The sequence below is a fragment of the Hymenobacter nitidus genome (assembly GCF_020447315.1).
GTDB classification, from domain to species: domain Bacteria; phylum Bacteroidota; class Bacteroidia; order Cytophagales; family Hymenobacteraceae; genus Hymenobacter; species Hymenobacter nitidus.
On the sequence record NZ_JAJADQ010000003.1, the window covers coordinates 354,833 to 378,070 of the forward strand.

Annotated in this window: 23 protein-coding genes; 12 read left to right on the plus strand and 11 right to left on the minus strand. The window is 61.8% G+C overall.

Annotated features, from left to right (window positions below; all coding sequences use genetic code 11):
• Positions 1 to 261 precede the first annotated feature (261 nt).
• Complete coding sequence (locus LGH70_RS07480; RefSeq protein ID WP_226184303.1) at positions 262 to 1,383, plus strand: hypothetical protein; 1,122 nt, start codon at positions 262 to 264, stop codon at positions 1,381 to 1,383.
• 10 nt (positions 1,384 to 1,393) lie between these two features.
• Here the strand turns inward: LGH70_RS07480 and LGH70_RS07485 are convergent, their stop codons facing one another.
• From LGH70_RS07485 to LGH70_RS07515, 7 genes are all read right to left on the minus strand, one after another.
• Positions 1,394 to 3,076, minus strand: coding sequence for an ABC1 kinase family protein (locus LGH70_RS07485; protein WP_226184304.1), 1,683 nt, complete (start codon positions 3,074 to 3,076; stop codon positions 1,394 to 1,396).
• Between the two features lie 136 nt (positions 3,077 to 3,212).
• Complete coding sequence (locus LGH70_RS07490; RefSeq protein ID WP_226184311.1) at positions 3,213 to 3,764, minus strand: phasin family protein; 552 nt, start codon at positions 3,762 to 3,764, stop codon at positions 3,213 to 3,215.
• Between the two features lie 230 nt (positions 3,765 to 3,994).
• Positions 3,995 to 4,966 carry an alpha/beta hydrolase gene (locus LGH70_RS07495; protein ID WP_226184313.1) on the minus strand — a complete coding sequence of 324 codons (972 nt, stop codon included), beginning with the start codon at positions 4,964 to 4,966 and terminating at the stop codon, positions 3,995 to 3,997.
• Positions 4,967 to 5,165: 199 nt separating this feature from the next.
• On the minus strand, positions 5,166 to 6,329 hold the full coding sequence (locus LGH70_RS07500) for a lysophospholipid acyltransferase family protein (RefSeq protein WP_226184315.1): 1,164 nt from the start codon (positions 6,327 to 6,329) through the stop codon (positions 5,166 to 5,168).
• A 101-nt stretch (positions 6,330 to 6,430) separates the two neighbouring features.
• Complete coding sequence (locus LGH70_RS07505; protein WP_226184320.1) at positions 6,431 to 7,657, minus strand: aspartyl protease family protein; 1,227 nt, start codon at positions 7,655 to 7,657, stop codon at positions 6,431 to 6,433.
• A gap of 129 nt (positions 7,658 to 7,786) precedes the next feature.
• Entirely contained in the window at positions 7,787 to 8,857 is a 1,071-nt protein-coding gene (locus LGH70_RS07510; RefSeq protein WP_226184322.1) for an o-succinylbenzoate synthase, read from the minus strand.
• A gap of 148 nt (positions 8,858 to 9,005) precedes the next feature.
• Complete coding sequence (locus LGH70_RS07515; protein WP_226184324.1) at positions 9,006 to 9,290, minus strand: KGG domain-containing protein; 285 nt, start codon at positions 9,288 to 9,290, stop codon at positions 9,006 to 9,008.
• A 300-nt stretch (positions 9,291 to 9,590) separates the two neighbouring features.
• Here LGH70_RS07515 and egtB point away from each other — a divergent pair, with 300 nt between their 5' ends.
• From egtB to LGH70_RS07545, 6 genes are all read left to right on the plus strand, one after another.
• A complete protein-coding gene (gene egtB, locus LGH70_RS07520) occupies positions 9,591 to 10,883 on the plus strand; it encodes an ergothioneine biosynthesis protein EgtB (RefSeq protein ID WP_226184326.1) in 1,293 nt (430 codons plus the stop codon).
• Positions 10,884 to 10,931: 48 nt separating this feature from the next.
• Positions 10,932 to 11,912, plus strand: a complete 981-nt coding sequence (gene egtD, locus LGH70_RS07525) for an L-histidine N(alpha)-methyltransferase (RefSeq protein ID WP_226184328.1) — start codon at positions 10,932 to 10,934, stop codon at positions 11,910 to 11,912.
• A 57-nt stretch (positions 11,913 to 11,969) separates the two neighbouring features.
• Positions 11,970 to 13,073, plus strand: coding sequence for a pyridoxal phosphate-dependent aminotransferase (locus tag LGH70_RS07530; RefSeq protein WP_226184330.1), 1,104 nt, complete (start codon positions 11,970 to 11,972; stop codon positions 13,071 to 13,073).
• A gap of 76 nt (positions 13,074 to 13,149) precedes the next feature.
• Entirely contained in the window at positions 13,150 to 14,517 is a 1,368-nt protein-coding gene (locus LGH70_RS07535) for an MATE family efflux transporter (protein WP_226184332.1), read from the plus strand.
• 136 nt (positions 14,518 to 14,653) lie between these two features.
• A complete protein-coding gene (locus LGH70_RS07540; protein ID WP_226184334.1) occupies positions 14,654 to 15,187 on the plus strand; it encodes a DUF922 domain-containing protein in 534 nt (177 codons plus the stop codon).
• Positions 15,188 to 15,211: 24 nt separating this feature from the next.
• Entirely contained in the window at positions 15,212 to 15,559 is a 348-nt protein-coding gene (locus tag LGH70_RS07545) for a tRNA-binding protein (protein ID WP_226184337.1), read from the plus strand.
• A gap of 12 nt (positions 15,560 to 15,571) precedes the next feature.
• Here LGH70_RS07545 and LGH70_RS07550 read toward each other — a convergent pair whose 3' ends face one another.
• Positions 15,572 to 15,937 (minus strand): DUF4296 domain-containing protein, encoded by a 366-nt coding sequence (locus tag LGH70_RS07550; protein WP_226184339.1) that lies wholly within the window; start codon positions 15,935 to 15,937, stop codon positions 15,572 to 15,574.
• Between the two features lie 91 nt (positions 15,938 to 16,028).
• Between LGH70_RS07550 and LGH70_RS07555 the strand changes: the two genes are divergently transcribed.
• The 5 genes from LGH70_RS07555 to LGH70_RS07575 all read left to right on the plus strand — a co-directional run bounded on the left by LGH70_RS07555 (position 16,029) and on the right by LGH70_RS07575 (position 20,166).
• On the plus strand, positions 16,029 to 16,877 hold the full coding sequence (locus LGH70_RS07555; RefSeq protein WP_226184341.1) for a DUF58 domain-containing protein: 849 nt from the start codon (positions 16,029 to 16,031) through the stop codon (positions 16,875 to 16,877).
• A gap of 2 nt (positions 16,878 to 16,879) precedes the next feature.
• Positions 16,880 to 17,797, plus strand: coding sequence for a hypothetical protein (locus LGH70_RS07560; protein ID WP_226184343.1), 918 nt, complete (start codon positions 16,880 to 16,882; stop codon positions 17,795 to 17,797).
• A 32-nt stretch (positions 17,798 to 17,829) separates the two neighbouring features.
• Entirely contained in the window at positions 17,830 to 18,879 is a 1,050-nt protein-coding gene (locus LGH70_RS07565; protein ID WP_226184345.1) for a vWA domain-containing protein, read from the plus strand.
• A 136-nt stretch (positions 18,880 to 19,015) separates the two neighbouring features.
• Entirely contained in the window at positions 19,016 to 19,699 is a 684-nt protein-coding gene (locus LGH70_RS07570; protein WP_226184347.1) for a YggS family pyridoxal phosphate-dependent enzyme, read from the plus strand.
• Between the two features lie 89 nt (positions 19,700 to 19,788).
• Entirely contained in the window at positions 19,789 to 20,166 is a 378-nt protein-coding gene (locus LGH70_RS07575) for a DUF423 domain-containing protein (protein WP_226184349.1), read from the plus strand.
• Positions 20,167 to 20,304: 138 nt separating this feature from the next.
• Here the strand turns inward: LGH70_RS07575 and LGH70_RS07580 are convergent, their stop codons facing one another.
• The 3 genes from LGH70_RS07580 to LGH70_RS07590 all read right to left on the minus strand — a co-directional run bounded on the left by LGH70_RS07580 (position 20,305) and on the right by LGH70_RS07590 (position 23,226).
• A complete protein-coding gene (locus LGH70_RS07580) occupies positions 20,305 to 20,850 on the minus strand; it encodes a DUF1573 domain-containing protein (protein ID WP_226184351.1) in 546 nt (181 codons plus the stop codon).
• A gap of 170 nt (positions 20,851 to 21,020) precedes the next feature.
• Positions 21,021 to 21,683 (minus strand): DUF4136 domain-containing protein, encoded by a 663-nt coding sequence (locus tag LGH70_RS07585; protein WP_226184353.1) that lies wholly within the window; start codon positions 21,681 to 21,683, stop codon positions 21,021 to 21,023.
• A 109-nt stretch (positions 21,684 to 21,792) separates the two neighbouring features.
• Positions 21,793 to 23,226, minus strand: coding sequence for an ATP-dependent DNA helicase (locus LGH70_RS07590; RefSeq protein ID WP_226184355.1), 1,434 nt, complete (start codon positions 23,224 to 23,226; stop codon positions 21,793 to 21,795).
• Between the last annotated feature and the right edge of the window lie 12 nt (positions 23,227 to 23,238).

Consider the following 23,238-nt stretch of genomic DNA (forward strand, 5'->3'; position numbering starts at 1 on the left):
GTCGGGGCATGAAAAAAGCGTGGGCCGGCCTGGTCCACGCTTTTTTCATGCCCCGACGAAGCGCCCACGCCAGAACCGGCGGCGCGGGGCGCTACGCGGCCGTGCGCTCCGAACGGAGGCTTCAGCAGCAGAAAGTAGGTGTGTCAGGCCCGCCCCTTTTATTCTGGCTCAAAGCCTGGCTCTAGCAATAGCGCCGGGCTTTTCGGTAAGTTTGTCCTTCTTATCTGGATAAATCTGCTTGTTAGCTTCTATTTAACTTCTATGGTTCGTTTTTACTGGTTACTGTGTCTGTTGTTCGTGGGCAAAATCGGGTGGGCGCAGGGGCTGCCGGGCTACGTGCTTACTACTGTCGGCGACACGCTTCGCGGTGATGTTGTCGAGAAATCCGGGCAGCGGGTGCACTTCTATCCAGCAGGTGATGAGCCTGTGCAGCACTACCGCCCCAGTCAGCTTCGGGGGTATGGGCTGCGAAACCATGCCCCTATTCTGAGCAAGGTCGTGCAGCTGGCCACCGGGGCCGACTCGGCCCGTTTCGTGCTGCTACAGACGGCGGGGCCGGCCAGCCTGTACTCCTTTGCCAATGACCAGGGCTTGCTGCTCGGCATGGGCACCGATACGCTCTACGAGTTGACGGCCGTCAACTGGCACGTGGTCCTGAACCGGCACCTGCGCGCTTGTGCCAGCCTGCGCCACACCGCCCCCGAGCTGATGGCGCTGCCCTTCTCGGAAGCGGATATTCGCCGGGTGCTGGTCCGCTACAATACCTGCGTCGAGCCCCAGTGGCAGTCCCGGCCCCATGTAAACTACTCGGGCTGGCGGAAGGCTGTCGGGGTGCACCTGGGCATGCTGCGAACCGGCGAAAGAAGCTTATTCGACCAAGAAAGTTACATCCAGACCCGGCAGGCAGGCCTAGAGTGGGGCGGCATACGCGCCAGCGGCCTGCAGAGCGGTATTCAGCTGGGCTACGTGAATATTACCGGGCGCACGCGGGCTGTCCAGGTACAGGGCCCCAACAAAATGCTGCTCGAGGAGCGTCAAATCTACCGCTCTCATACTATATCCCCTGCCCTGACGGTCGGCAAACGCTTTGGCAGGATGCGGCGGCCCAACTTTTACCTCGGCGGCGGCCTCGGTCTTGCGCTGAACATACATGACACCCGCGAAACCCAGCAGCGCGCGGCTGGCAGCAACACCGACTTTCAACGCGTTTCTACGACCGGCAATGCCGGTGTCGGTGAGCTGTACGCCACTGTTTCCACGGGAGTGCTCCTGACTTTGCCTTCAGACCGGGAAGTACGGCTGAACGCCATGTACCAGCGCTTTCTAATTAGTGACATTACCCTTTTGGGGGTCCAGCTGGCCTACTACTGGCTTCTGAAATAAGCCCGCCGGCCTACTCCCGCCTCTTCTGCGTGCCCAGAATCAGCAGAATCAGGAACAGGAAACCGGTGATGCCCAAGCTCCACCAGGTCAGGATGGGAATGCCGTGCAGGTAGCGCATTTCCGGCGAGTAGTGCCCCAGCAGGCTCAGGCCCGAAAACAGCAGAAACGCCACCGCAATTAGGGCAATGATGGTGCGCGACACAAGCCGGTCGGCGGTGCGCATCAGGGCCTGATAGCCGCTCAGCTCCACTTTCAGGCGCAAATCACCCCGCGAGATTTTGCGCATGATCTGGCGCAGGTCGGCCGGCAGCGTCTGCACCAGGGCCAGCAGCTGGGTGCCGGTGTACTGAGCTTCGCTGAGGATATTCTCGGGCGAGTACTGCTCGGCAATGATGCGGGCGCCGTAGGGCCGCACAAACTCGAAAGTGTTGAAGCGCGGGTGCAGCACCTTGCCGATGCCCTCCAGAATCACCAGGGCCCGCAGAATCAGGAACACCGCACCGGGCACCTGCAGCTTGTAGTCGTAGATGATAACCTGCAGCCGGTCGGCCAGGTCGCTCATGCTCATTTCCTTCACGTCGAGCATGGTGAAGTCCTCAATCAAGTCGTTGAGGTCGGCTTCGAAAGTGCGCATGTCGGGAATGTCGGCCGTGAGGGCCAGGCGCCGGAAGTTCAGGGCCATGCTGCGCGCATCCTGCCGGGCCATACCGATAAACACGCCCGCAAAAGCGTACTTCTGCTGCTTGCTGAGCTTGCCCACCATCCCGAAGTCGATGAGCACCAGCGTGCCGTCGGGGCGCACCAGCACGTTGCCGGGGTGTGGGTCGGCGTGGAAAATCCCGAACTCGAAAATCTGGGTCAGGTAGATGTCCATGCCGGTTTCGGCCACCTTTTCCGGGCTCAGCCCCCACTCCAGCAGCTGGGGCTTGTCGGTAATCTTGCAGCCGCTGACAAACTCAATCACCAGGATTTTGGCCGTCGACAGCTCCCGGTAAGGCTTGGGAATGGAGAACGTCTCGTAGGCTTCGTAGAGCTTACGAAACTGCTCCATACTGCGGGCCTCGGAGGTGTAGTCCAGCTCCTTCATCATGCTCCGCTCGAAGGCATCCACGATATCCTGGGGGTTGCTCAGGCCGTGGTTACGCAGAAAGCCAGCCGTGAGGCGTACCAGCTCGTGCAAGAGGCTCAGGTCGGTGCGCACTTTCTCCTGCACGTCGGGCCGCTGCACCTTCACCACCACTTCCTCGCCCGTGAGCAGCCGGGCCTTGTGCACTTGCCCGATGCTAGCCGAGCCCAGGGGCTTTTCCTCAAACTCGCTGAACACGGCCGTAATCGGCTGGCCCAGCTCCCGCTCGATAATCTGGCGGGCCAGGCGCACATCGAAGGGCGGCACGTCGCTCTGCAGTTTCTGAAACTCGTCAATCAGGGCTTCGGGCAGCAAATCGGGCCGGTTGCTCATGGCCTGGGCCAGCTTGATAAACGTGGGTCCCAGGTCCTCAATCACCATGCGGACCCGCTCCCAGCGGCTGGTTTCAAACACGGCCCGCTCGGCGTGCTGCCACGATATGCGCCGCTTCTGGGTCACGAGGCGGCGCAGGGCCGTGGAGGTTACTACATCCTCAAACCCGTAGCGCACCAGCACCTCCACTACCTGCCGGATCCGGCCCAGATTGGAAATCGTGTTTTTGAACATGCGCAGGCGAACGGGATGTGGATGAGTTTAGGAATGCAAAATACGCGCTGGGGCCGCACCAATAACGGCTGCCGCACAAAAAAGCCAGTGCCCCACACGCGTGGGCACTGGCTTCTTATGCCTGAAGAAAGCCGAACTACGCGGCCGAGGTATCGGTGCTGCCGGCCGGAGCGGCGGGCGTAGGCTTCTTCGCGCTGCCCGTGGCCTTGCTGCCCGACGACTTGGAGGCCCCGGCTTTGGCGGCAGCCGATTTCTGGGCCGTACCGGCGGCGCTGCTCACGCTGTCGGCGGCTTTCTTGGTGGCGCCGGCGGCTTTGGCCGTCGTGCTGGAAGCGGGCTTAGCGGCCGACTTGGTGCCGCCGCTTTTGCCGGCTGAGGACGACGAAGCAGAGGAAGCAGCAGATGACTTAGAGCCGCCTTTTACGCTGCGCTTCAGCTCTTCCACCTCGGAGTTGGGAGCCACACCCACGCTTTTCATGAGCTTGGTCGCAATGCTGCTGAACTGCTTTTCCAGCTCTTTGCGCTTGGTTTCGGAGTTCTTTTTCAAGTCATCCATAATCTTCTTTCCCTCTTCCTCCGACAGCTTGCTTTCCTTCACCAGCGCGTCAATTGTGCTTTGCACCCGGTCACTGGTCAGTGACACGAAGCCGACACCGGCATTGATAAATTTCTTAAACAAATCTTCCATGGTGCTAAACGGTTAAAAAGAGTTGGAGTGAATGGAAAACAACGCTACCAGCGCGTCAGGCAGGAAAAGTAGTATGCAAGCCGACTATCTTCGGCAAACCTACAAAAACATGGCTATATAGTTGGCTATGAGGGAAGAATTTTTCCCGGCGCGCTTCCATATGTGGGGTCTTTGGTGGCAAAAGCCCGGCCGGAACCGGCTCATAGCCTTGGTGAGGTCAGTGGTTAATGTTATAGCCGGGCGCGCAGCCGCACATCCGGTTTGATTCTTTTTGCGCTGGTACGAGCGGCCAGCACTACCTGCGCGGCAGCTTCCTGCGCCGCCCAGATGCCATTGGTAAAGCTGGCCACCTGGTCGAGGGCGGTGCGGGCCTCGGGCAGCACGCGCCAGAACAGGTGCCACCAGTGTACCAGCCCGGCAAACGTCTGGAGCGTGACGGGCACGCCGGCAATGCGGGCTTTAGCGGCAAAGGTCAGCACGTCGTCGTAGAGCACTTCGGCGTCGGAGGTCTGAAGCAGCAGCGGGGGCAGCTCGTGCAGGCTGGCCCGCACCGGCGACACGAGCGGCTCAGTCAGGGGCGCGGTGCCGGCGTACTGCCCACCCCAGCCCCGGATAGCCAGAGCTTCCAGAAACTGTAGCTCCTCGTGGGCTACCTTGCGAATGGTGGCCGTGGGCAATACCAGGTCGGTCCAGGGCGAGAGGCCGATGGCAGCGGCGGGCAGCGGCTCCTGCCCGTCGCGCAGGGCCAGCAGCAAGGCCAGCGCCAGGCCGCCGCCGGCCGAGTCGCCGGCCACGATGATGTCGTGGGGCCGGTAGCCCTGGCGCAGCAGCCAGCGGTACGCCAGCAATGCGTCTTCCAGGGCGGCGGGGAAAGGGTATTCCGGGGCCTTGCGGTAGTCGATGGCCAGCGCGTGCAGGCCGCAGCGCTGGGCCAGGGCCCCTACTAGGCTGCGGTGCGTATTGAGGGAGCCCAGCACGTAGCCGCCCCCGTGCAGGTACAGCAGCACGCGGCTTGGGTCGGCCTTATCGGGCTTGATCCACTCGGCGGCCATGCCTTCGAGCTGGAAGCTGTCGAGGTGGACGCCCCAGGGCAGAAACTGGCCGAGGCTACTGATTTCCAGGCTCAGGCGCATGGTGGAAATACCGGGCTGACGCCGGGCCAGCGGCGCGGTAACGGCCGTCAGGAATTGTTTGAGAAGCAAATGCTGGGGGGAAGGCATTTGAGCAAAATAAAAAGCGGGAAAACGAAATCGGGGCGGCAGGGCCACGCGCAGCGCGTGGTATTTTGGCAAGGAGAAAGGCCGCCACAGGGGCAGCACCGAAAGTTAGTATTGTCTTTTACTGGCTGAGACAGAACAGGTTTCGGGAAACTGCCCCGATTTTAACTTTATCCAGGAGAGGTTAGCTCTTTTTGCCCAACCGGTGCCCTTTATAGCCCCGGATAGCAATGGGAATCCAGCCCAGAATGGGAATAAAAAAGCTGATGGTAAACGGGTTGCGCCAGATCATACGCAGCCAGGCGCCCGGGCTGGTCAGGTCCAGATTGACGTTCTTTTGCGGGCCCTGGCGGGTGTACTGCTTTTCGAACTCGGTGAAGACGGCCGGCCAGGCGAAGGGCAGGAAAAACGGGAAATAGCGCCAGTTTTCCTTGATACGCTGCCACATTTCGGCCCAGCGGTAGGGCTGCTGGCCATACTGGCGCACGGCGGCGTCCATTTCGGTTTGCATGCGGCTACGCACCTTGTTGGAAAGCGCCTCGTACTCGTCCCGGCTCAGCTCGTCGTGGGCCTTGTCGGTCAGCTCGTAGGGCTTGATGCGGGAACCCAGCACGAAGGTGAGCTTGGCCGGAAAAGCCATGTAGAAAAACCAGGGCTGCAGCAGCACCATCAGGATAATGGGGCCCATCGGGATGAAGGGAATACCGATTTTCTTGCTCAGGTTGTTGATCCAGTCCCAGCTGTAGGCGTAGGGGTTCAGGTACTCGCCGTTGATGGTGTAGAAGGGGATGATGTCGGTGCGGTGCTGAATGCCCAGGCGCACGATGCTGGTAGCCAGGCGCTGCAGCTGGTACTTGCGGTTGAAGCCCTTGCCAATGCCCGGCACGCCCTCGGGGTAGAGCATCAGGTTGTGCTCCGTGTAGTACATCATCGTCTCGAAGTTCAGCGTGGTGGCATCCACGCAGCCGCAGCGCTTCCAGAAGTTGCGCACCAGAAACGGGTTCATCAGGGCCGACTGCGACAACATGGGCGCCGATAAGGGCCGGGGCAGGTCGCGGAGGCTGGGCAGCTTGCGCCACAGGTGCGAGAGGGCCACCATGGCATCCCAGGGAAAGGCCATGCCCGAGTGGTTGGAGGCAAAAATCAGGGGCTTATCGGGGTTGTTGCGCTGGGGGTAGTCCTCGAAGCCGACCAGCTCGGAGCGAAACCAGACCCGGTCGAGCAGCTGCAGGATGTTCTTATCGAGCTGATAGACGAACTCCTCGTCGAAGTAATCGGAGTAGATATGCTGATTGGCCCGGATTTCGGGCGGCGGGGTCGGCAGCGCGGGCGAAGGGGCCGTGGGCATCAGGCAAAAACGGGCGAGAAGTGGGGTGGCAAAGGCAAGGCGGGCTTCTAATGTAGGAAAATATACGGCAGCACGCCCCCAAACGACGGTTACGGGCCGGCTTAAATCTCGCGCTTGAGCTGCACCTGCATCGTGGCCAGCTCGCCGTCGGCCCGCCGCACAATCAGCAGCACCTTGCGTCCGTCGGCCGAGTGCAGAATGCGGCTGATCTGCGTCAGGGACAAGGCGTTGGCCGGCAGGAAGTTGATAGACAGTATCTCATCATTGACCTGTACGCCGGCTTTGGCGGCTGGCGAGCCGGGCACAATCTGGGTGATGACATAGCGCCGAAAATCCGGGCCGGCGGCCACCAGGTCCATCCCGCACATGTCGTGCTCGAAGGGCTCCCGGTAGAGCATGTTGGGCCGCAGCAGCAGGTAGTTATGGCTGTAGTTGATAACCGTATCGAAGCGCTTGAGCAGCTCGAAGCCGATGTTGCCGTTGCGGGGCACGTCGGCGCGCATGGCCACGTCGGTCGAGTCGGGAAAGGACGTGAGCAGGTAGTTGATCTGGTAGCGGCCCAGCTTCATGCCCGACACGCGCCCCAGGTAGCCGTTGATAAAGCCGTTGAGGCCCTTGCCCAGCTGGGAGCGGAGGCGCTGGGGCGGCACGCGCAGCTGGTTGCTGGAGGTGGTTTCGAGCGACAGGGCGTGGCCGGCCCCGGTGTCCAGAATCAGCTTCAGGGGCAGCTGCAGCGAGTCCGTGACCTGCACCTGGGTGGTCAGGTAGGGCCGGTTACCTTCCAGATCCAGGGGCAGGCTGGTCCAGCGGCGGCCCCGGGGCTGGCGGTAGTGGGCCGGGTCGTGAAACACCAGCATGCGTTCGGCGGCCCGTACCTCCACCACGAAGCTGCGAAACACATCGGAGCCCAGAATCCCGTGAATAGGCATGCCCACGTAGCCCGACAGGTTCAGAATATCCTCCGACAGGGTCAGAAACAGCATGGAGGGCGCCACCACACCGGGCAGCTCCACCCGCACGCTGTCGGTTTCGGAGGCTTCCAGCGGGGCTTCGTTGCCGGCCCCGGCCACCCGAAAGCTGCGGCCGGTGCGCAGGCCCAGCGTCAGCCGCAACGATGGGTCCGTGATAAGCGAAGTGCCCACGCCGGTGTCGAGCAGAAAGTTGAAGGGGCCCTGCCCGTTGAGCATGGCGTTTACCACAATCAGGTTACGCTCCAGCTCGAAATGAAATTTCACTTTATGGGCCTTGGCCCTGGCAAAGCGAAACGGCCCCTCCGCCTGGGCTACCGCCGCGGACGGCAGCAGCCCAAGCAGTAGCAGTAGCAACAAAATCATCCGGGGCAGCCTCACGAGGCTGCGGCAGCTGAAATTATATACTCCTGAGCGGGACATAGCGTGGTCATGGCGGCCTTGTAAGATAACAAAAATTTTGGCCGTCTGCACACCTGGTGGGTATGGTTATTCCAAGCTACCCCACCGCTGAGCTGGGTCGTAGTGCAGATGCCCCCGGCGAATAACCAGCGGGGCAGCTATGTTGTTGGTATAGAGCTGCCCCGTGCCCAGACCCTGGGCGAAATCGGGGGGCGCTACCTCGGCCGCAAACTGGCTGATGGCGTTCAGGCCGACATTGGATTCGAGGGCGGAGGTAAGCCACCAGCGGATGCCACGGGCCTGGGCCAAGTCAATCCAGTGGCGAGTAGCGCCCAGGCCCCCAACCAGCGTGGGCTTGAGAATAATATACGCCGGCCGCGTGTGGTCGAGCAGGGCCTGCTGCTGCTCGGGTGCCGTCACGCCAATCAGCTCCTCATCCAGGGCCACCGGCACCGGCGACTCCCGGCACACCCGGGCCATCTGCTCCCATTGCCCGGCCCGGATAGGCTGCTCGATGGAATGCAGGTCGAACCGGGCCAGCTGCTCGAGCTTAGCCAGCGCGTCCTCGGGGGCAAAGGCGCCGTTGGCGTCTACGCGCAGAGTCAGTTGGTCGGGCCCGGCCACGGCCCGGATTTCGGTGAGCAGGCGCAGTTCGGTGGCGAAGTCGATGCCGCCGATTTTAAGCTTGAGGCAGGTGTAGCCTTCGGCCAGCTTTTTCCGGATTTGCTCGCGCATAAAGGCCGCGTCGCCCATCCACACCAAGCCGTTGATAGCAACGCCGGCCTGGCCCCGGCTGAAGGCGTTATCGAAAAGCTGCCGCTGCCCGCCCTGCTGCAGGTCGAGGGCGGCGGTTTCGAGGGCAAAGCGCAGGGTCGGCAGTTCGACGGGCACCAGGCCAGCGGCGTCGGTTGGGCTAAGAGCGGCGAGCTGACGCTGATTGAATTCCTGGCAGAACGTGCTGATGCGTGCTTCCGTGTCGGGGCCGTAGTCGGGGCTGAGGCCGGCCAGCGGGGCGGCTTCGCCCACTCCCTCGGTGCCGGGCCGGGCCGAATGGCTCAGGCGCAGGTAGTAGGCGTGGTGCTCGGTCAGGGCGCCGCGGGAGGTGCGGGCCGGAAAGTTAAAGCGCAGAACACGCTTGGAGTAGGAAAGGCGCAGCATGCAGCAGAAAGCGGGTGGACGGGCAAGTAACAACGAAATCAGCCATCCGGCTGGGCTGGGCGCTAAAAAGAACAAGCCCTCGTGTAGAACACGAGGGCTTGTCGGCTTGGTGGCGGCGGGTTAGCGTCGCCGATACTTCAGAGAGAAACTATCGGGTGGCACCGCCCTGGTTGCTCCGTCCGCGACTTGCCTGGCCCCCCTTACGGCCGGCTTCACGGGCTTCCTCTGAAGTAAAACGATGGCCGCGGCCACTTTCATGCGAGGCCTTGCCTCCTTCACTGGCTATGCGGCGCTGTTCGGCCGGATCCATGGCGGCAAAGCCCCGGAGGCTTTTGCCGGCTGGCGTCGTTTTGCTGGTACCGGCGCGGCTGGCCGAGCGGGTAGTCTCGCCCTGACGGGAAGTGCTGGTGCGGGTTGTGTTGTTCGTAATCATAGTCTTGTAGGGTTTGGAGAACGGGTGATGTGGACTTGCCCTCTTCAACGGGCGTCGCTTAACAAGGATAAGCATTTCAGACCCTAATTCACCCCCTAAACCCCAAAATACCAACTACTACTGATGAGCTGCTGCGTAGTTAAAATACGGTAGCGCGATAAGTACCCACGAGCCGCAAAAGCGGGCCCGAAACCAGCCTTTTTCGCGAAATATCCTGCTTTCAGTCCCCGTGCGTTCTTACTACGTAGAAACCACCACCCGCTTTTTCGGTTACCTTTCCACGCCCCTCCCCTTCGTGCTATGAATCCTGCTCCCTTCCTGACAGCCCCCGCCACTGATGCGCTGGTAGCGCGCTACCAGGCCGTGCGCCACCAGACCGAAACCCTGTGCCGGCCCCTGCTGCCCGAAGACACAGTGGTGCAGCCCGTCATCGACGTGAGTCCGCCAAAGTGGCACCTAGCGCACACCACCTGGTTTTTCGAGACGTTTCTGCTGGGCCAGTACCAGCCCGGATACCAGGTGTTTCATCCCGACTACGCCTTTTTGTTTAACTCCTACTACAACTCGCTGGGCAGCCGCGTAAACCGCGCCGACCGGGGCACCCTGTCGCGCCCCGCCCTGGCCGAGGTATACGCCTACCGGGCCTACGTAGACGCGTGCATGGCCGAGCTGCTAGGCAACACGGCCGAGCTGCCGGAGCCGTTCTGGGAAGTGCTGGAGCTAGGCCTGCAACACGAGCAGCAGCACCAGGAGTTGCTGGTCACCGACATTAAATACATTCTGAGTACCAGCCCGCTGGCCCCGGCCTACCTGCCGGCCTCTTCCAATGCGCCCGTAGCCGAAACTACCCCGCCGCCCGCCGCCTGGCTGCCCGTGCCGGGCGGCGTGTACCGTATCGGCTACGAGGGAACCGGCTTCCACTTCGACAATGAGCAGGCCCCCCACGAGGTGTACGTGGCCGACTTCGCCCTGCAGAACCGCCTGGTGACCAACGCGGAGTACCTGCAGTTTATGGAAGCCGGGGGCTACTCTGATTTCCGCTACTGGCTAGGCGAGGGCTGGGAGCTGGTGCAGCAGCAGCAGTGGCAGGCCCCGCTGTACTGGGTGCAGCAGGCGGAGGGCTGGTTCCGTTTCACTCATCACGGCCTGCGCCCGGTTGATCTGGCCGCGCCCGTCACCCACGTGAGCTTTTACGAGGCCGATGCCTACGCCCACTGGGCCGGGGCGCGCCTGCCCACCGAGCAGGAATGGGAAATTGCGGCCCGGCAGTTTCGGCCCGAGGCGGCGGCCGGCACCTTCGTGGAAAGCCGCAGCTTCGACCCCCAGCCTCTGCCCGCCGATGCCGCCCCCGACCAGTGCCACCAGCTGCTCGGCGACGCCTGGGAATGGACCTACTCGGCCTACCACCCCTACCCGGGCTACGTACGAGCGGCTGGGGCGCTGGGCGAGTACAACGGCAAGTTTATGCTCAACCAGCTGGTGCTGCGCGGCGGCTCCTGTGCTACGCCCGAAAGCCACATTCGGCTTACCTACCGCAACTTTTTTCACGCCGATAAGCGCTGGCAGTTCACCGGCATCCGGCTGGCCCGCTAGTGGCACCCGCTCCATTTTCTTCTTCTCTCCACTCCCCCGCTCCTTTCCATGTCCGGTTCCCCTCTCCCGGCCGTTGCTTCCTCCGATCTGGCCCGCCACGTGGCCCAGGGGTTGCGCCGCACGCCCAAAACCCTGTCGTCGATGTACTTCTACGACGATGCCGGCAGCCAGCTTTTTCAGCAGATCATGGCCTTGCCGGAGTACTACCCCACCCGCACCGAGTTTGGCCTGCTCACCCGGCACCAGGCGGCCATCAGCCAGGCCTTGCGGCCGTCTAACCTCGCCGAGCCTTTCTTCCTGCTGGAGCTGGGAGCTGGCGACGGGCTGAAAACCAAGATCTTATTGCGCCACCTGCTCGACACGGGCGCCAGCTTCACCTACGTGCCAGTAGATATTTCGGCGGCGGCCATCGACGGCCTCGTGGTGAGTCTGCACCAGGAGCTGCCGGAGCTGCGCGTGGAACCGCAGGTGAGTGACTACGCCACGGCCCTGACGCGGATGGCCGCCCGCCCCGGCCGCAAAGCCGTGCTGTTTCTGGGCTCCAACATCGGCAACTTTCTGCCCGCCGACCGGCGCGAATTCCTGCGTAAGCTGGCCCAGCCCCTTACTCCTGACGACCGGCTGCTCATCGGCTTCGACCTGCAGAAGGATCCGCGCCAGATCCGGGCTGCCTACGACGACGCGCAGGGCGTAACGGCCGCCTTCAACCTGAATCTGCTCACGCGCCTGAACCGGGAGCTGGGCGCCGACTTCGACCTGACCAGCTGGCAGCACTACACCGACTACGACCCGCTCAGCGGAGCGGTCCGCTCCTATTTGGTCAGCACGCGGGAGCAGCGCGTGCGGATTGACGCCCTGGACGAAACCGTGGCTTTCGACGCCTGGGAGGTGATTCACACCGAAAACTCCTACAAGTTTACCCGCCACATCATTCAGCAGGCCGCCACCGAAGCCGGGCTGGAAGTCGCGCATTTCTTTACCGACGAGCACGACTACTTCGCCGATGTGGTGCTGGCTCCGGGCGCGTAACGCCGCTAGAATGCACTAAAAGTTGCTGGTGCTGGCCAAGCATCAGTAGTTTCGCGCATGACTTCTTTCCCGACTAGTATCAGCCTGGCCTCGGGCTATGGCAATTTCAACCCGCCCGTGGCGGCCGTGCAGCAGGCCGCACAGGTACTGCAGGCGGGTCCTTTGCCGCTCAGCCCTATTGAAGGACTACCGGCCCTGCGCACGGCGCTGGTCGCGCGCTATCAGCGGCAGGGCGCGGTCGTTACGCCCGAGCAGGTAGTGGTAACGCCCGGCGCCAAGCCGGCGCTGCTGGCCCTGCTGAAAACCCTGCTCCAGCCCGGCGACGAAGTACTGCTGCTCACACCCAACTGGTTCGGGTTTCGGGGGCTGGTGGAAAAAGCCGGGGGCAGGCTCCGCACGCTCCCGCTTGATGCCACTAATGACTATGCGCTAGACCTAGATGCCGTGCAGGCGGCTCTCACGCCCCGCACCCGGCTGCTGCTGCTAAGCAACCCTAATAACCCCACCGGCCGCGTTTACACCCGGCCCGAGCTGGAAGCTCTGCTCCAGGTAACGCGGCAGTGGCCGCAGCTAATGGTCGTGTCCGACGAGATTTACGATGGTATCTGCTTTGCTGCCGACCGGGTGCCGTCCCTGCTGGAGTTTGAGGACCCGTTGCGGCAGCACGTGGTGGTCAGTGGCTACTCCAAGTCACTGGCCCTTATCGGCTGGAGCGTGGGCTACCTGGTGGCTCCGGTGGCAGTGGCGCGACAGTGCGCGGCCTGGCAGTTTGCCACGGCCGCACCGGTAGCGGCCCTGTCGCAGGCGGCGGCCCTGGCTGCTACCGAGCACACTGAGGCTATTAGCCGGGAGCTATGCGCGGGCCTGGAAGCCAACCGGGAGCTGATGCGGGCGGCGCTGGCGGAAATTCCCCGGCTCAGGAACCAGTTCCCGGCGGGCACCTACTACGTCTTCCCCGACTTTCGGGCGTTTCTGAATCCCAATCTGGAACCTGAGGCGGCCTCGGCCGAGCTGGCTGCACGGCTTGGGGCCGCGGGCGTGGAAGTCGTGGATGGCGCCAGCTGCGACGCGCCAGGTTTTTTCCGAATGTCCTACGCCGTGCCCGAGGCGCAGCTACACGAGGCCCTGTGCCGCCTGGCCGTGCTGCTGGCGGCAGGCTAAGGCAGCTTATTTCTGGTTTGCCAGCTGCCCGGCCCAACAGGCGTCGTACCTTTGCGCCTCGTTTTTGCCCTGCCCCATGCCATTTGCTCAGATTCGCCCCCATATCAAACCCACCCTGCTGCTGGCTTACCCTGTCGTGCTGAGCCAGCTGGGCCATATCCTGGTGAGCGTATGCGACAGTGTGATGGTGGGCCAAACCGGCAAGCTGCCCCTGGCGGCCGTGTCGTTGGGCGTGAGCGTGAGCACCGTGGTCATGATTTTCGGCATGGGCCTGTCCTTCGCCATTACGCCCATGGTAGCCGCCGCCGACGGCAAGCGCGACATTCCGACTCTGGGCAACCTGCTCACCGGGGGCGTGTGGCTCAGCACCGTGGCGGGCCTGGTGCTGGCTGGCGTGGGGTTTCTGGTGGCACCTTTCCTGAAGTACCTCGACCAGCCAACCGAAGTGGTGGCCCTGGCCGCGCCCTGGGTGCGGGTGATGTTCCTGTCCCTGTTTCCCCTGATGATCTTTCAGGGTTTCAAGCAGTTTGCCGAAGGCCTGGGCCTCACGCGCCAAGCCATGATCCTGTCGTTGATGGCCAACGTGGTCAACGCGCTGCTGTGCTACATGCTGATTTTTGGCAACTTCGGGGCACCCAAGATGGGCATGATGGGCGCGGCCTGGGCTACGCTGGTTGCCCGCATTCTGATGGCCATCCTCATGGCGGCCTACGTGCTGCGGGCCCAGCGCCTGGCGCCCTACCGTGCGGCTGCCACCCACTGGCTGCGGCCCGACGGGGCCACCATTCGGCGCCTGGTAGCGTTGGGCGCGCCTATCGGGGTGCAGATGATGTTTGAAATGGGGGCTTTCAGCTTTTCCGCCATCATGATTGGCTGGCTCGGCGCTACCTCCCTAGCCGCCCACCAGATTGCCATCAACGTAGCATCGGTGACCTACATGGCAGCCAGCGGCATTGCGGCGGCGGCGACTATCCGGGTTGGTAATTTCCGGGGACACGGAGATGCCCAGGGCGCGCGGCAGGCGGGCTTTACGGCCTACCTGATTACCTTCCTGTTTATGACCGCCACGGCCCTGCTCCTGATTGTGGGCCGCCACCTGATTCCGCACTTCTACAACGACGACCCGGAAGTGGTAGCCCAGGCGGCCACCCTACTGCTGATTGCGGCCCTGTTCCAGATTTCCGACGGGCTCCAGGTCGTTGGCTTGGGCGCCCTGCGGGGGCTGGAAGACGTGAAGGTGCCCTCGGTCGTCGCGCTGCTGGCGTATTGGGCCATTGCCCTGCCTTTCGGCTATTGGCTCAGCACCCGCCTGCACTTGGGCGCTACCGGCGTGTGGATTGGTCTGCTCACGGGCCTGTCGTTGGTGGCCGTGATGCTGCTGTGGCGCTTCCGCCAGCACAGCGCCTCCCTGGTGACTCCGGCCACCGCCACCATAGCCCGCTAATACGGGTCCGGATTTGAGCACGAGATTTGAGTAGCGGGGAATTGAAATTCGGCGAATGTAGTTTTGCTCGCAAGCCATGCTCTGGGGCGTTGCCGATTGTACTTTCCTGCTATAGCTTATGTTCGTTTTCTCTTTTTTGCTACCCGTTCTCCTGCTGCAAGGTCCGCAGCCGGCTACGCCCAAGCCCGCTCCGGCCCTGATTGGCTGGTCGGCCAACCGGCCGCTTACCTGGGCCGACTTCCAGGCCAAGCCCCAGCCCACCGAGCAGCTGGCCGCCCTCACGGCCGCCAACATCGACGTGCAGGTAGGCTGCAAGGATTACGTGTTTTCCTCGGAGGTGAAGGCCGTGTTTATTCCCACCGAGTCGTGGGTGCGCGACAAAGGCAAGGCCTCGCCCGAGCTGCTGCGCCACGAGCAGCTGCACTTTGATATTACGGAGCTGCACGCCCGTATGCTGCGCCAGAAAATCAGTCTTATCAAGCTGGACTGTGAGCATCTGAACCCCGCGTTTAAGAACCTGACAACCGCCTCGTTTGCGGCCTGGAAGCGCGAGGAGTTCAACTACGACCGGGAAAGCAACCACGGCCTGAACACCGTGAAGCAAACCTATTGGGAAGCCCAGGTGAAGCAGCGCCTGGCGCTGCTGGAGAAGTTCGCCTCCCAGCCTTAGCCTTCGGTTTGCTAAGTTGCGGCCATGAACTCTGCTGCTCCTATTTCCTGGGCCGACTTTGAGCGCGTCGATTTGCGCGTCGGCACCATTCTCCAAGCCCGCGAATTTCCCCAGGCCCGCAAGCCGGCCTACCAACTGCTCATCGACCTAGGCCCCGAGCTGGGCCAGAAACGTTCCAGCGCCCAGATTACCCACCACTACATGCCGGCTGATCTGGTGGGCCGGCAGGTGCTGTGCGTGGTCAACTTTCCGGTGAAGCAAATCGGGCCGTTTCGCTCGGAGGTGCTCGTCACCGGCGCCCCCGATGCCGAGGGCCACATTGTGCTGGCCGCTTTGGCCGGGCCGGTGCCCAACGGCAGCCGCCTGGCGTAGCCCGAGGCCGCGCTACTGCTTGGGCATGGCCTGCATCTTCACCTTGCGCATGGCCAGGCTGTCGAGCACGATGCCGTACATTTCGTCAAGGTCTTTCTCGTGCACGGCGTAGTAGCGGTAGCTCTGCCAGAACGCGGAATCGGACACCTCGTGGCGCCAGAACATGTCTTTCTGCAGTTGGTTGAACAGGGCCTGGGCCGAGTCGGCGCGCATGCGGGAGCCTTCCACGCGGCTCTCGTTCAGGTGCACCTCTACCAGCAGCTGAATCATTTTCTCTTTGGGCAGCAGGCTGGAGGGCGGCACGGCCTCTTCCGGCCGCTGACAGCCAGCCAGCAACGCACTCAGAATCAGGGCCAGGCAGATGGGAAGCTTTTTCACGCGTGCAAAGTTAGGAGGAACCCGTAGTTTAGCTGAAATGAATTCACCGGCCCTTACTCCTTTCCAACAACTTGTCCGGAAGCTGCGGCAGATGGAAATACGCATTCTGAAGGCCGCGGATGCACAGCTACAGGGCGATTTTCATTCCGTTTTCAAAGGTACCGGCCTCGAATTCGACGACGTGCGCCTCTACCAGTACGGCGACGAGGTACGCGCCATCGACTGGGCCGTGTCCAGCAAGGGTCACGGCACCTTCGTGAAGACCTACAAGGAAGAGCGGGAGCAGTCGGTGCTGCTGCTGCTCGACGTGAGTGCCTCCCAGCAGGTGGGCGCCGAAGGCCGCCGTAAGATCGATGTGGGCCGCGAAATCTGCGGCATTCTGGCCCTGGCCGCCGCCCGGCAGGGTGCTCAGCTGGGTATTCTGGCCTTTTCCAGCCAGAAAGAGCTGTATCTGGCCCCCGGCAAGGGCATTCACCATGCCTATTCGCTGATCAAGCGTTTGTTTGAGCTGGAGCCTCGTTCCCGGCAGACGGCCGTGGGCGGCGGCATCAAACAGGCCCTGGGGCTGCTCAAGCGCCGCAGCATCATCCTGCTCATTTCCGATTTCATCGATACCAACTACGAGCGGGAGCTAACTATGCTGGCCCGCAAGCACGATCTGGTGGTGTTGCAGCTGCTGGATAAGCGCGAAAAGGAGTTTCCGCCCCTGGGCATCGTGCCCCTGCTCGACCAGGAAACCGGCCGCACCGTGTGGGTGAATACCTCGGCCGAATCGTTTCGCAAGCGGTACCGGGCCACTTACGAGCAGAACCGGGAGCAAATCGGGCAGATCTGCCGCCGCCACCGCACCGAGTTCCTGTCCATTGCCACCGATACGGACTTCGTGCCTCAGCTTGTGCGGCTGTTTCGGCGGCGCAACCAGCGGGGAGGCCGGGTATAGACATGCGCTGCCTCCTTCCCCTTGCTACCGCGTTGCTTTTCGTGCTGCCCGCCGCGGGCCGCCCCGCGCAGGAGGCGCCGCCCGTGCCCCGCAGCCGGTTTATGCGGCCCATTACCCGCGTCGGCGAAATCATTGATTACGAGCTGAGCTACGCCCACGCCCCGGGCCTGGAGGTGATTTTTCCCGATTCTACGGCCGAGTTTAAGCCCTTCGAGTACGTGGGTAAAACCTTCTACCCCACCCGCACCCGCCGCGGCCAGAGCCTGGACCGTACCATCTACCACCTGCGCACCTTCACCCTCGACTCGGTGCAGCGCCTGAGCCTGCCCGTGACGCTGCTCCAGGGCAACGACACTGTGACAGTACCCAGCACACCGGCCTCTGTGCGGCTGGCGCGCACGGCCCCGCCCGTGGCCGGCCCCGAAGCTCCGGTACTACGTCAGAACACCCGGCTGGTAGCGGTGCCCGCGCAGTTCAACTACCCCTACTGGCTGGCTGGCTCGGGCATAGTGGCCGTGCTGTTGGGCGGCGTGTTTATCGGGTTCCGGGGGGCCCTGCGCCAACGCTACCAGCGCTACCGGCTTCGGAAAAACCACGCCTATTTTCTGGCGCAGTATGCCCGCCACATCGAGCGGTTTACGCTGTCCAGGTCGTTGACCAACATGGAGCGGGCCATTACGCTCTGGAAAAACTACCTTACCGGCCTCGAAGACAACACCATCAACAGCCTGACAACCAGGGAAATAGTAGCCCACTACGAAAACGACTACGACGTGAATACCGCCCTGCGTATCACCGACCGGGTTATCTACGGCAACCAGTTTACGGAGGAAGAAGCCGAAACCGACCTGGCCTTTGAGCTGCTGCGCGACTTTGCCCAACGGCGCTACGACTTGGTTTCCGCCCGGCTGCGGGCGTAGATTGCCGCTTTCTTTTCCCTTATCCACCCCGCATGAATCAGCTCTGGCAACGCTTTCTGGTCCCGATGGTGGACGGCCTGCGCTATGCCACGCTCACGAGCTACAGCTGGCAGCAGCCGCGCCTGCTGCTGCTCATCGCCCTGATTCCGGTGCTGTTTCTGGTGCGCTGGCTGCTGATCCACCGTCGCCGGCCCCGCCTGGGCGTAGCCTTCGTGGCCGGTGAGTTGCGCCACGACTGGAGCGCTGGGCTGCGCTTCGTGCCCGATATCGTGCTGGGCCTGAGTCTGGCCTTTGGCATTGTGGCCCTGGCCCGGCCCCAGCGCACCGACGAGCGGGTGGTGCAAACCGGGCAGGGCATCGATATTCTGCTGCTGGTGGATGTGTCGTCGTCGATGGAGCTGCAGGATTTGCGGCCCAACCGCCTGGAAGCCGCCAAGCGCGTGGCCCGGGAGTTTGTCGATGGCCGCTCCGGCGACCGGATCGGCTTGGTCGTGTTTGCCGGCGACGCCTACTCCCTGGCCCCGCTTACCACCGACTACGAGCTGCTACGCGAAAACCTGCAAGGCCTGAAGCTGGGCATGATTGCCAACGACGGCACGGCCATCGGCACGGCCCTGGGCGTAGCCACCAACCGCCTGCGCGACTCCCGTAGCCGCACCAAAGTCTGCATTCTGATTTCGGATGGCGAGAATACCGCCGGCAGCCTCGACCCGCTCACGGCGGCCCAGCTGGCCCACGTCTACGGCGTGAAAATCTACACCATCGGGCTGGGCAAGGATGGCTTCGTGCCCTACGGCCAGGATGCCAACGGCCGCCCGCGCTTCGTGGAAACCCAGCTCGACGAAACCACCATGCGCCAGCTGGCCCAGGCCGGGGAAGGCCAGTTTTTCCGGGCTACCGACAACGGGGCCCTGCGCGGCGTGTTCCGCCGCATCGATGAGTACGAGAAATCCGAAATCAAGCAGACCCGCTACCGCAACACGAAAGACTATTACCGCATTTATCTGTTCTGGAGCGTGGGTCTGTGGCTGCTGTGGCTGGGCCTGAAAAACACGTTTCTCACCAACTCCCTGGAAGACTGACTTTTGTTACTGTGAGAAATGTGCTTGAATGTGCTGATGAGGAAAATGTGAAAGGCAGCCTCCTTCAAGCTGTAACAGACAACACCAATGCCTTTTCCACATTATCCACATTCCAACCCATTAGCACATTTATAAAATGCCCATTGCCGAAAATCTCCGCTACTTTGAAAGCCAACTGCAGGGCACTGGGGCCCGGCTGGTGGCCGTTACCAAGACGCACCCGGTAGCTTTATTGCAGGAAGCTTACGACGCGGGAGCCCGTCTTTTCGGCGAAAACAAGGTGCAGGAACTCGTGGCCAAGCAGCCCGAGCTGCCCCAGGACATTGAGTGGCACCTCATTGGTCACCTACAGACTAACAAGGTGAAGTACGTGGCGCCTTTCGTGCACACCATCCAGAGCGTCGACAGTCTCAAGCTGCTCCAGGAAATCGAGAAGCAGGCTGCCAAGCACGGCCGCGTGATTCAGTGCCTGCTGCAGTTTCACATTGCCGCCGAGGAAACTAAATTCGGTCTTTCCCTGCCCGAGGCCGAAGAAATTCTGCAGTCGGAAGCCTACCAGGCCATGCGCCACGTGCTGATAACCGGCGTGATGGGCGTGGCAACCAACACCGACGACGAACCGCACCTGCGCCGCGAGTTTGGCGAACTGCGCGGCTACTTCGAGCAGCTGCAGGCCCGCTATTTTGCCCAGCAGCCAGCTTTCCGGGAAATATCCATGGGCATGAGTTCCGATTACCGCCTGGCCTTGGAGGAAGGCAGCACGCTGATTCGGGTCGGCAGCGCTATTTTTGGGGCCCGCAATTATGGGGTTGCAGGTTGATAGTTATTCGTGGTAGCTCACGCTGCCCAAATAACGAACAACCGGAAACCAACAGCTAACAACAGACAACGAACAACCAACAACGATACATGACTGCTCGACTTATCATTCAACTCGCGGCCCTGCTGGGCGGGCTGGGCGTGGCCATCGGCGCCTTCGGGGCCCACGGCCTGCGCAAGATGCTGGAAGCCTCCGGCCGCTTCGAGACCTTCGAAACCGCCGTGCGCTACCAGTTCTACCACGCCCTGGCCCTATTAGCCGTGGGCATTCTGCTGGCCGTGCGCCCCGAACTGAAAAGCCTGGGCACCACGGCCTGGCTGTGGCTGGGCGGGGTCCTGATTTTCAGCGGCTCGCTCTACACCCTGTGCTTCACCGGCATCACCAAGCTCGGCGCCGTAGCTCCTCTGGGTGGCCTGCTGCTCATTGCCGGCTGGATCAGCCTGTTGCTCGCCGCCCGGCAGATGTAGGTGCAATAGGGAGATGGTGAGCTGATATCCCCCCCCCTTGTCATTGCTTCGTCGTACCTCCTCGCAATGACCATATGAAATCAACAAAAAAGGCGGCCTGCTGATGCAGGCCGCCTTTTTATATGTCGTTACAACTAATTACGAAGACTTGCGCTTCGCTTTGATTTTGTTGTCGCCAATCTTCGATTTCTGCTTGGCATCTTTCTCGTCCATCACGCCGTTGGTCTTCGACTCGACGGTCATTGTGGGCGTAGCGTTGGCGGAGGCAGCGTCTTTTATTTCGCCTACCAGGGCTACCATGGCGTTGCCGCCGGCCGAGTTCGACTCTACGGTCAGCACTTTGTTTTGCATGCCCATCTTGCCGGCGCTGTTAAACTTGGCCGAGATGACGCCGCTTTTGCCGGGCATGATGGGGTCCTTGGTCCAGTCGGGAGTGGTGCAGCCGCAGCTCACGCCGATGTTGGAAATGACCAGCGGTTGGGTGCCCACGTTTTTGAATTTGAACGTATGGTCTACCACGTCGCCCTGCTTGATGGTGCCGAAGTCGTATTTCACTTCTTCAAACTGAATCTGAGGGCCAGCTACCTTCTCCTGCGCGTTGGCGGGCTTTACTGCTGCCGACTGCGCCTGAGCTGCCAAGCCCGTCAGCGAAAGCGACAAAGCCAGAATGAGTGCCTTTTTCATGAGGTGATTTCGTTAGTAAATTGAGGTTAACAAATTTAAGGATTTTGAGGTGGGAGCCAACTATCCTGCCAGTTTTCGCCACCTCAGCTCTCCTCCCGTCAACCACAACCTGCTACCCTCACCCGAGGTTCAGATGCGGGCTTGAATCTGCTGCTCAGGGCACGTCCGGCCTATTCTTTAAACTCCTTGGAGTAAGGAAATTGCCGGGACGCCTTGCGCATGATGGTCGTGACGATGGTATTCGTGTCGCTGCCAAAGCCGCGCGACAGCGACTTGTCGTACTTCCAGAGCAGCTCGCCGGTAGCCCCGTCGTTGATGTTAATCATCAGCTTGCCCGTGTTGGTAGGCCCGCTCATGCCCACGAGCACCGACATAGCCACCGCCGCCCCGGCCGACATGGGCTGGGTGCTGGTGAAGGTGCCGGAAATGACTCCATCCACACCCAGAAACTGCGCGAGCTGCTCGGGCGTGAAGGTAGCCATATTGGCCGCCGTAACGCCGTTTTTGGCCAGCAGCGCATTGGTGCGGGCCAGGTCCTGCACCTCCACAGTCATGTCGTTTTCTTCCTTGCGCTTCAGGAAGTACGACTGCAGGGCACTTTGCACATCCAGGCCTTCGCGCTGCTCCAGCTTGGCCACGCCTTCCGGGCCGCCGTTCTTGGTTACCTCGTTGGGGCGCAGCTGCAGGGTGACGGTGAAGGGCAAAACGGCCAGGGTCTTGTGGCTTTTGGCCAGCGCACCGAACTTGGGGCTGGTGTAGATTTCACGGGTTTGGGCCGTTGCTCCCATTACCGTTAGGAACAAGCAAAGGGTGGCGAAAAGGAAGGTTTTCATAGCGGGAAAAGGTTAGAGGAAGAATTTGGCTGCAAGCTACTGCCGCCGAAAACCCTCCGCATCCCCACTTTATGTGATGCCCAATCACATTTATGTGCTACTATTTGTTCTAATATTCTCTTTCCACCGGCGCATCGCCTACCAGCTTCTGGTTGAAATTCAGCAGAAACAGCCGGTCGGAAGCGCGGGTGACGGCCGTGTAGAGCCAGCGGGCAAACTCGCTGTTCACCATCTCGTCCTTCAGGAAGCCGTGGTCGACGAAAACGGCCTGCCACTGGCCACCCTGGGCTTTATGGCAGGTCAGGGCGTAGGCAAACTTCACCTGCAGGGCGTTCAGAAACGGGTCTTTGCGCAGGGCCGCGCTTTTGTCGCGCTTGGTAGTGAGATGGGCGTAATCCTCAGAAATCGTCTTGTACAGCTCGTTGCTGCGGTCGGCGGGCAGGGCCGGGCTTTCGGTGTGCAGCGTGTCGAGCAGCAGCTTCACTTCCTGCTCCTCCTCGTCGGGATAATCCACGAACCGCACGCGGGCATCGGCGAAGCGGAAGCCGAACTCATCCTGCCGCCGCACGATTTTGGTTACCTGCACAAAGTCGCCGTTGGCCAGAAAGCCCATTTCTGAGTCTTTGGGCAGCCAGAAGTAGTTGTTGCGCACCACCATCAGGTAGTCGCCGGCCTCGATTTCTTCCTCGGCATCAAACAAGGTGCGCCGGATCATCTGGTTATACAGGTTGGCGTTTTTGTTGGAGCGGCAGATGATGGTCGTGTTTTCGTGCCCGAAGTTCTTGTAGGCCCAGCGCAGGCCGTCTTCGAGTTTGTCGCCACCGACGCGAAAAATATCGGGGTAGCCTTTGGTGAAGAACTGAATGTGGGGCGCTTCCTGGCGCAGCTCTTCGCGCAGGGCCGTAGCGTTCATCAGGATGCCCGATTCTTCGGCCTGGCGCATTACCTGGCGCAGCTCCACGCCATCGACTTTGGCCTTGAAGCGGTGGGCCAGCAGCTCGGGGTCGAGGGCCGGCGACAGAGCCTGGCCTACGGGCGGCAGCTGGGCCGTGTCGCCGATGACGAGCAGCTTGTTGCTGGGCTTCTCAAACACGTAGCCCATCAGGTCGTCGAGCAGGCCGTTTTCGCCGAAAGATTTCTCGTCCGAAATCATCGAGGCCTCGTCCACGATGTAGAGCGTGTCGGTAGTGCGGTTGGGCTGGCGCTGAAACGAGAGGCTGTCGGAGGGCGTGGCGGAGGTCTGGCGGTAGATTTTCTTGTGAATCGTGCTGGCCGCCACGCCCGAGTAGGCGCTCATAACCTTGGCCGCCCGGCCCGTGGGCGCCATCAGGGTGTATTTGCGCTGCATGCGGTGCAGCCACTGCACCAGGGCGCTGACCACGGTGGTTTTGCCCGTACCGGCGTAGCCGCGCAGCACGAACACCTTGCGGCCCGGCAAATCATCCTGGAGAAACTCGTCGAGCTTCCGGAACAGCGTGGCCTGGTCCTGCGTGGGGTCGAAAGCAAAATAGTCGCGAACGGAAGGGGTGCGAACGGAAAGCATAGAGAGAATAAG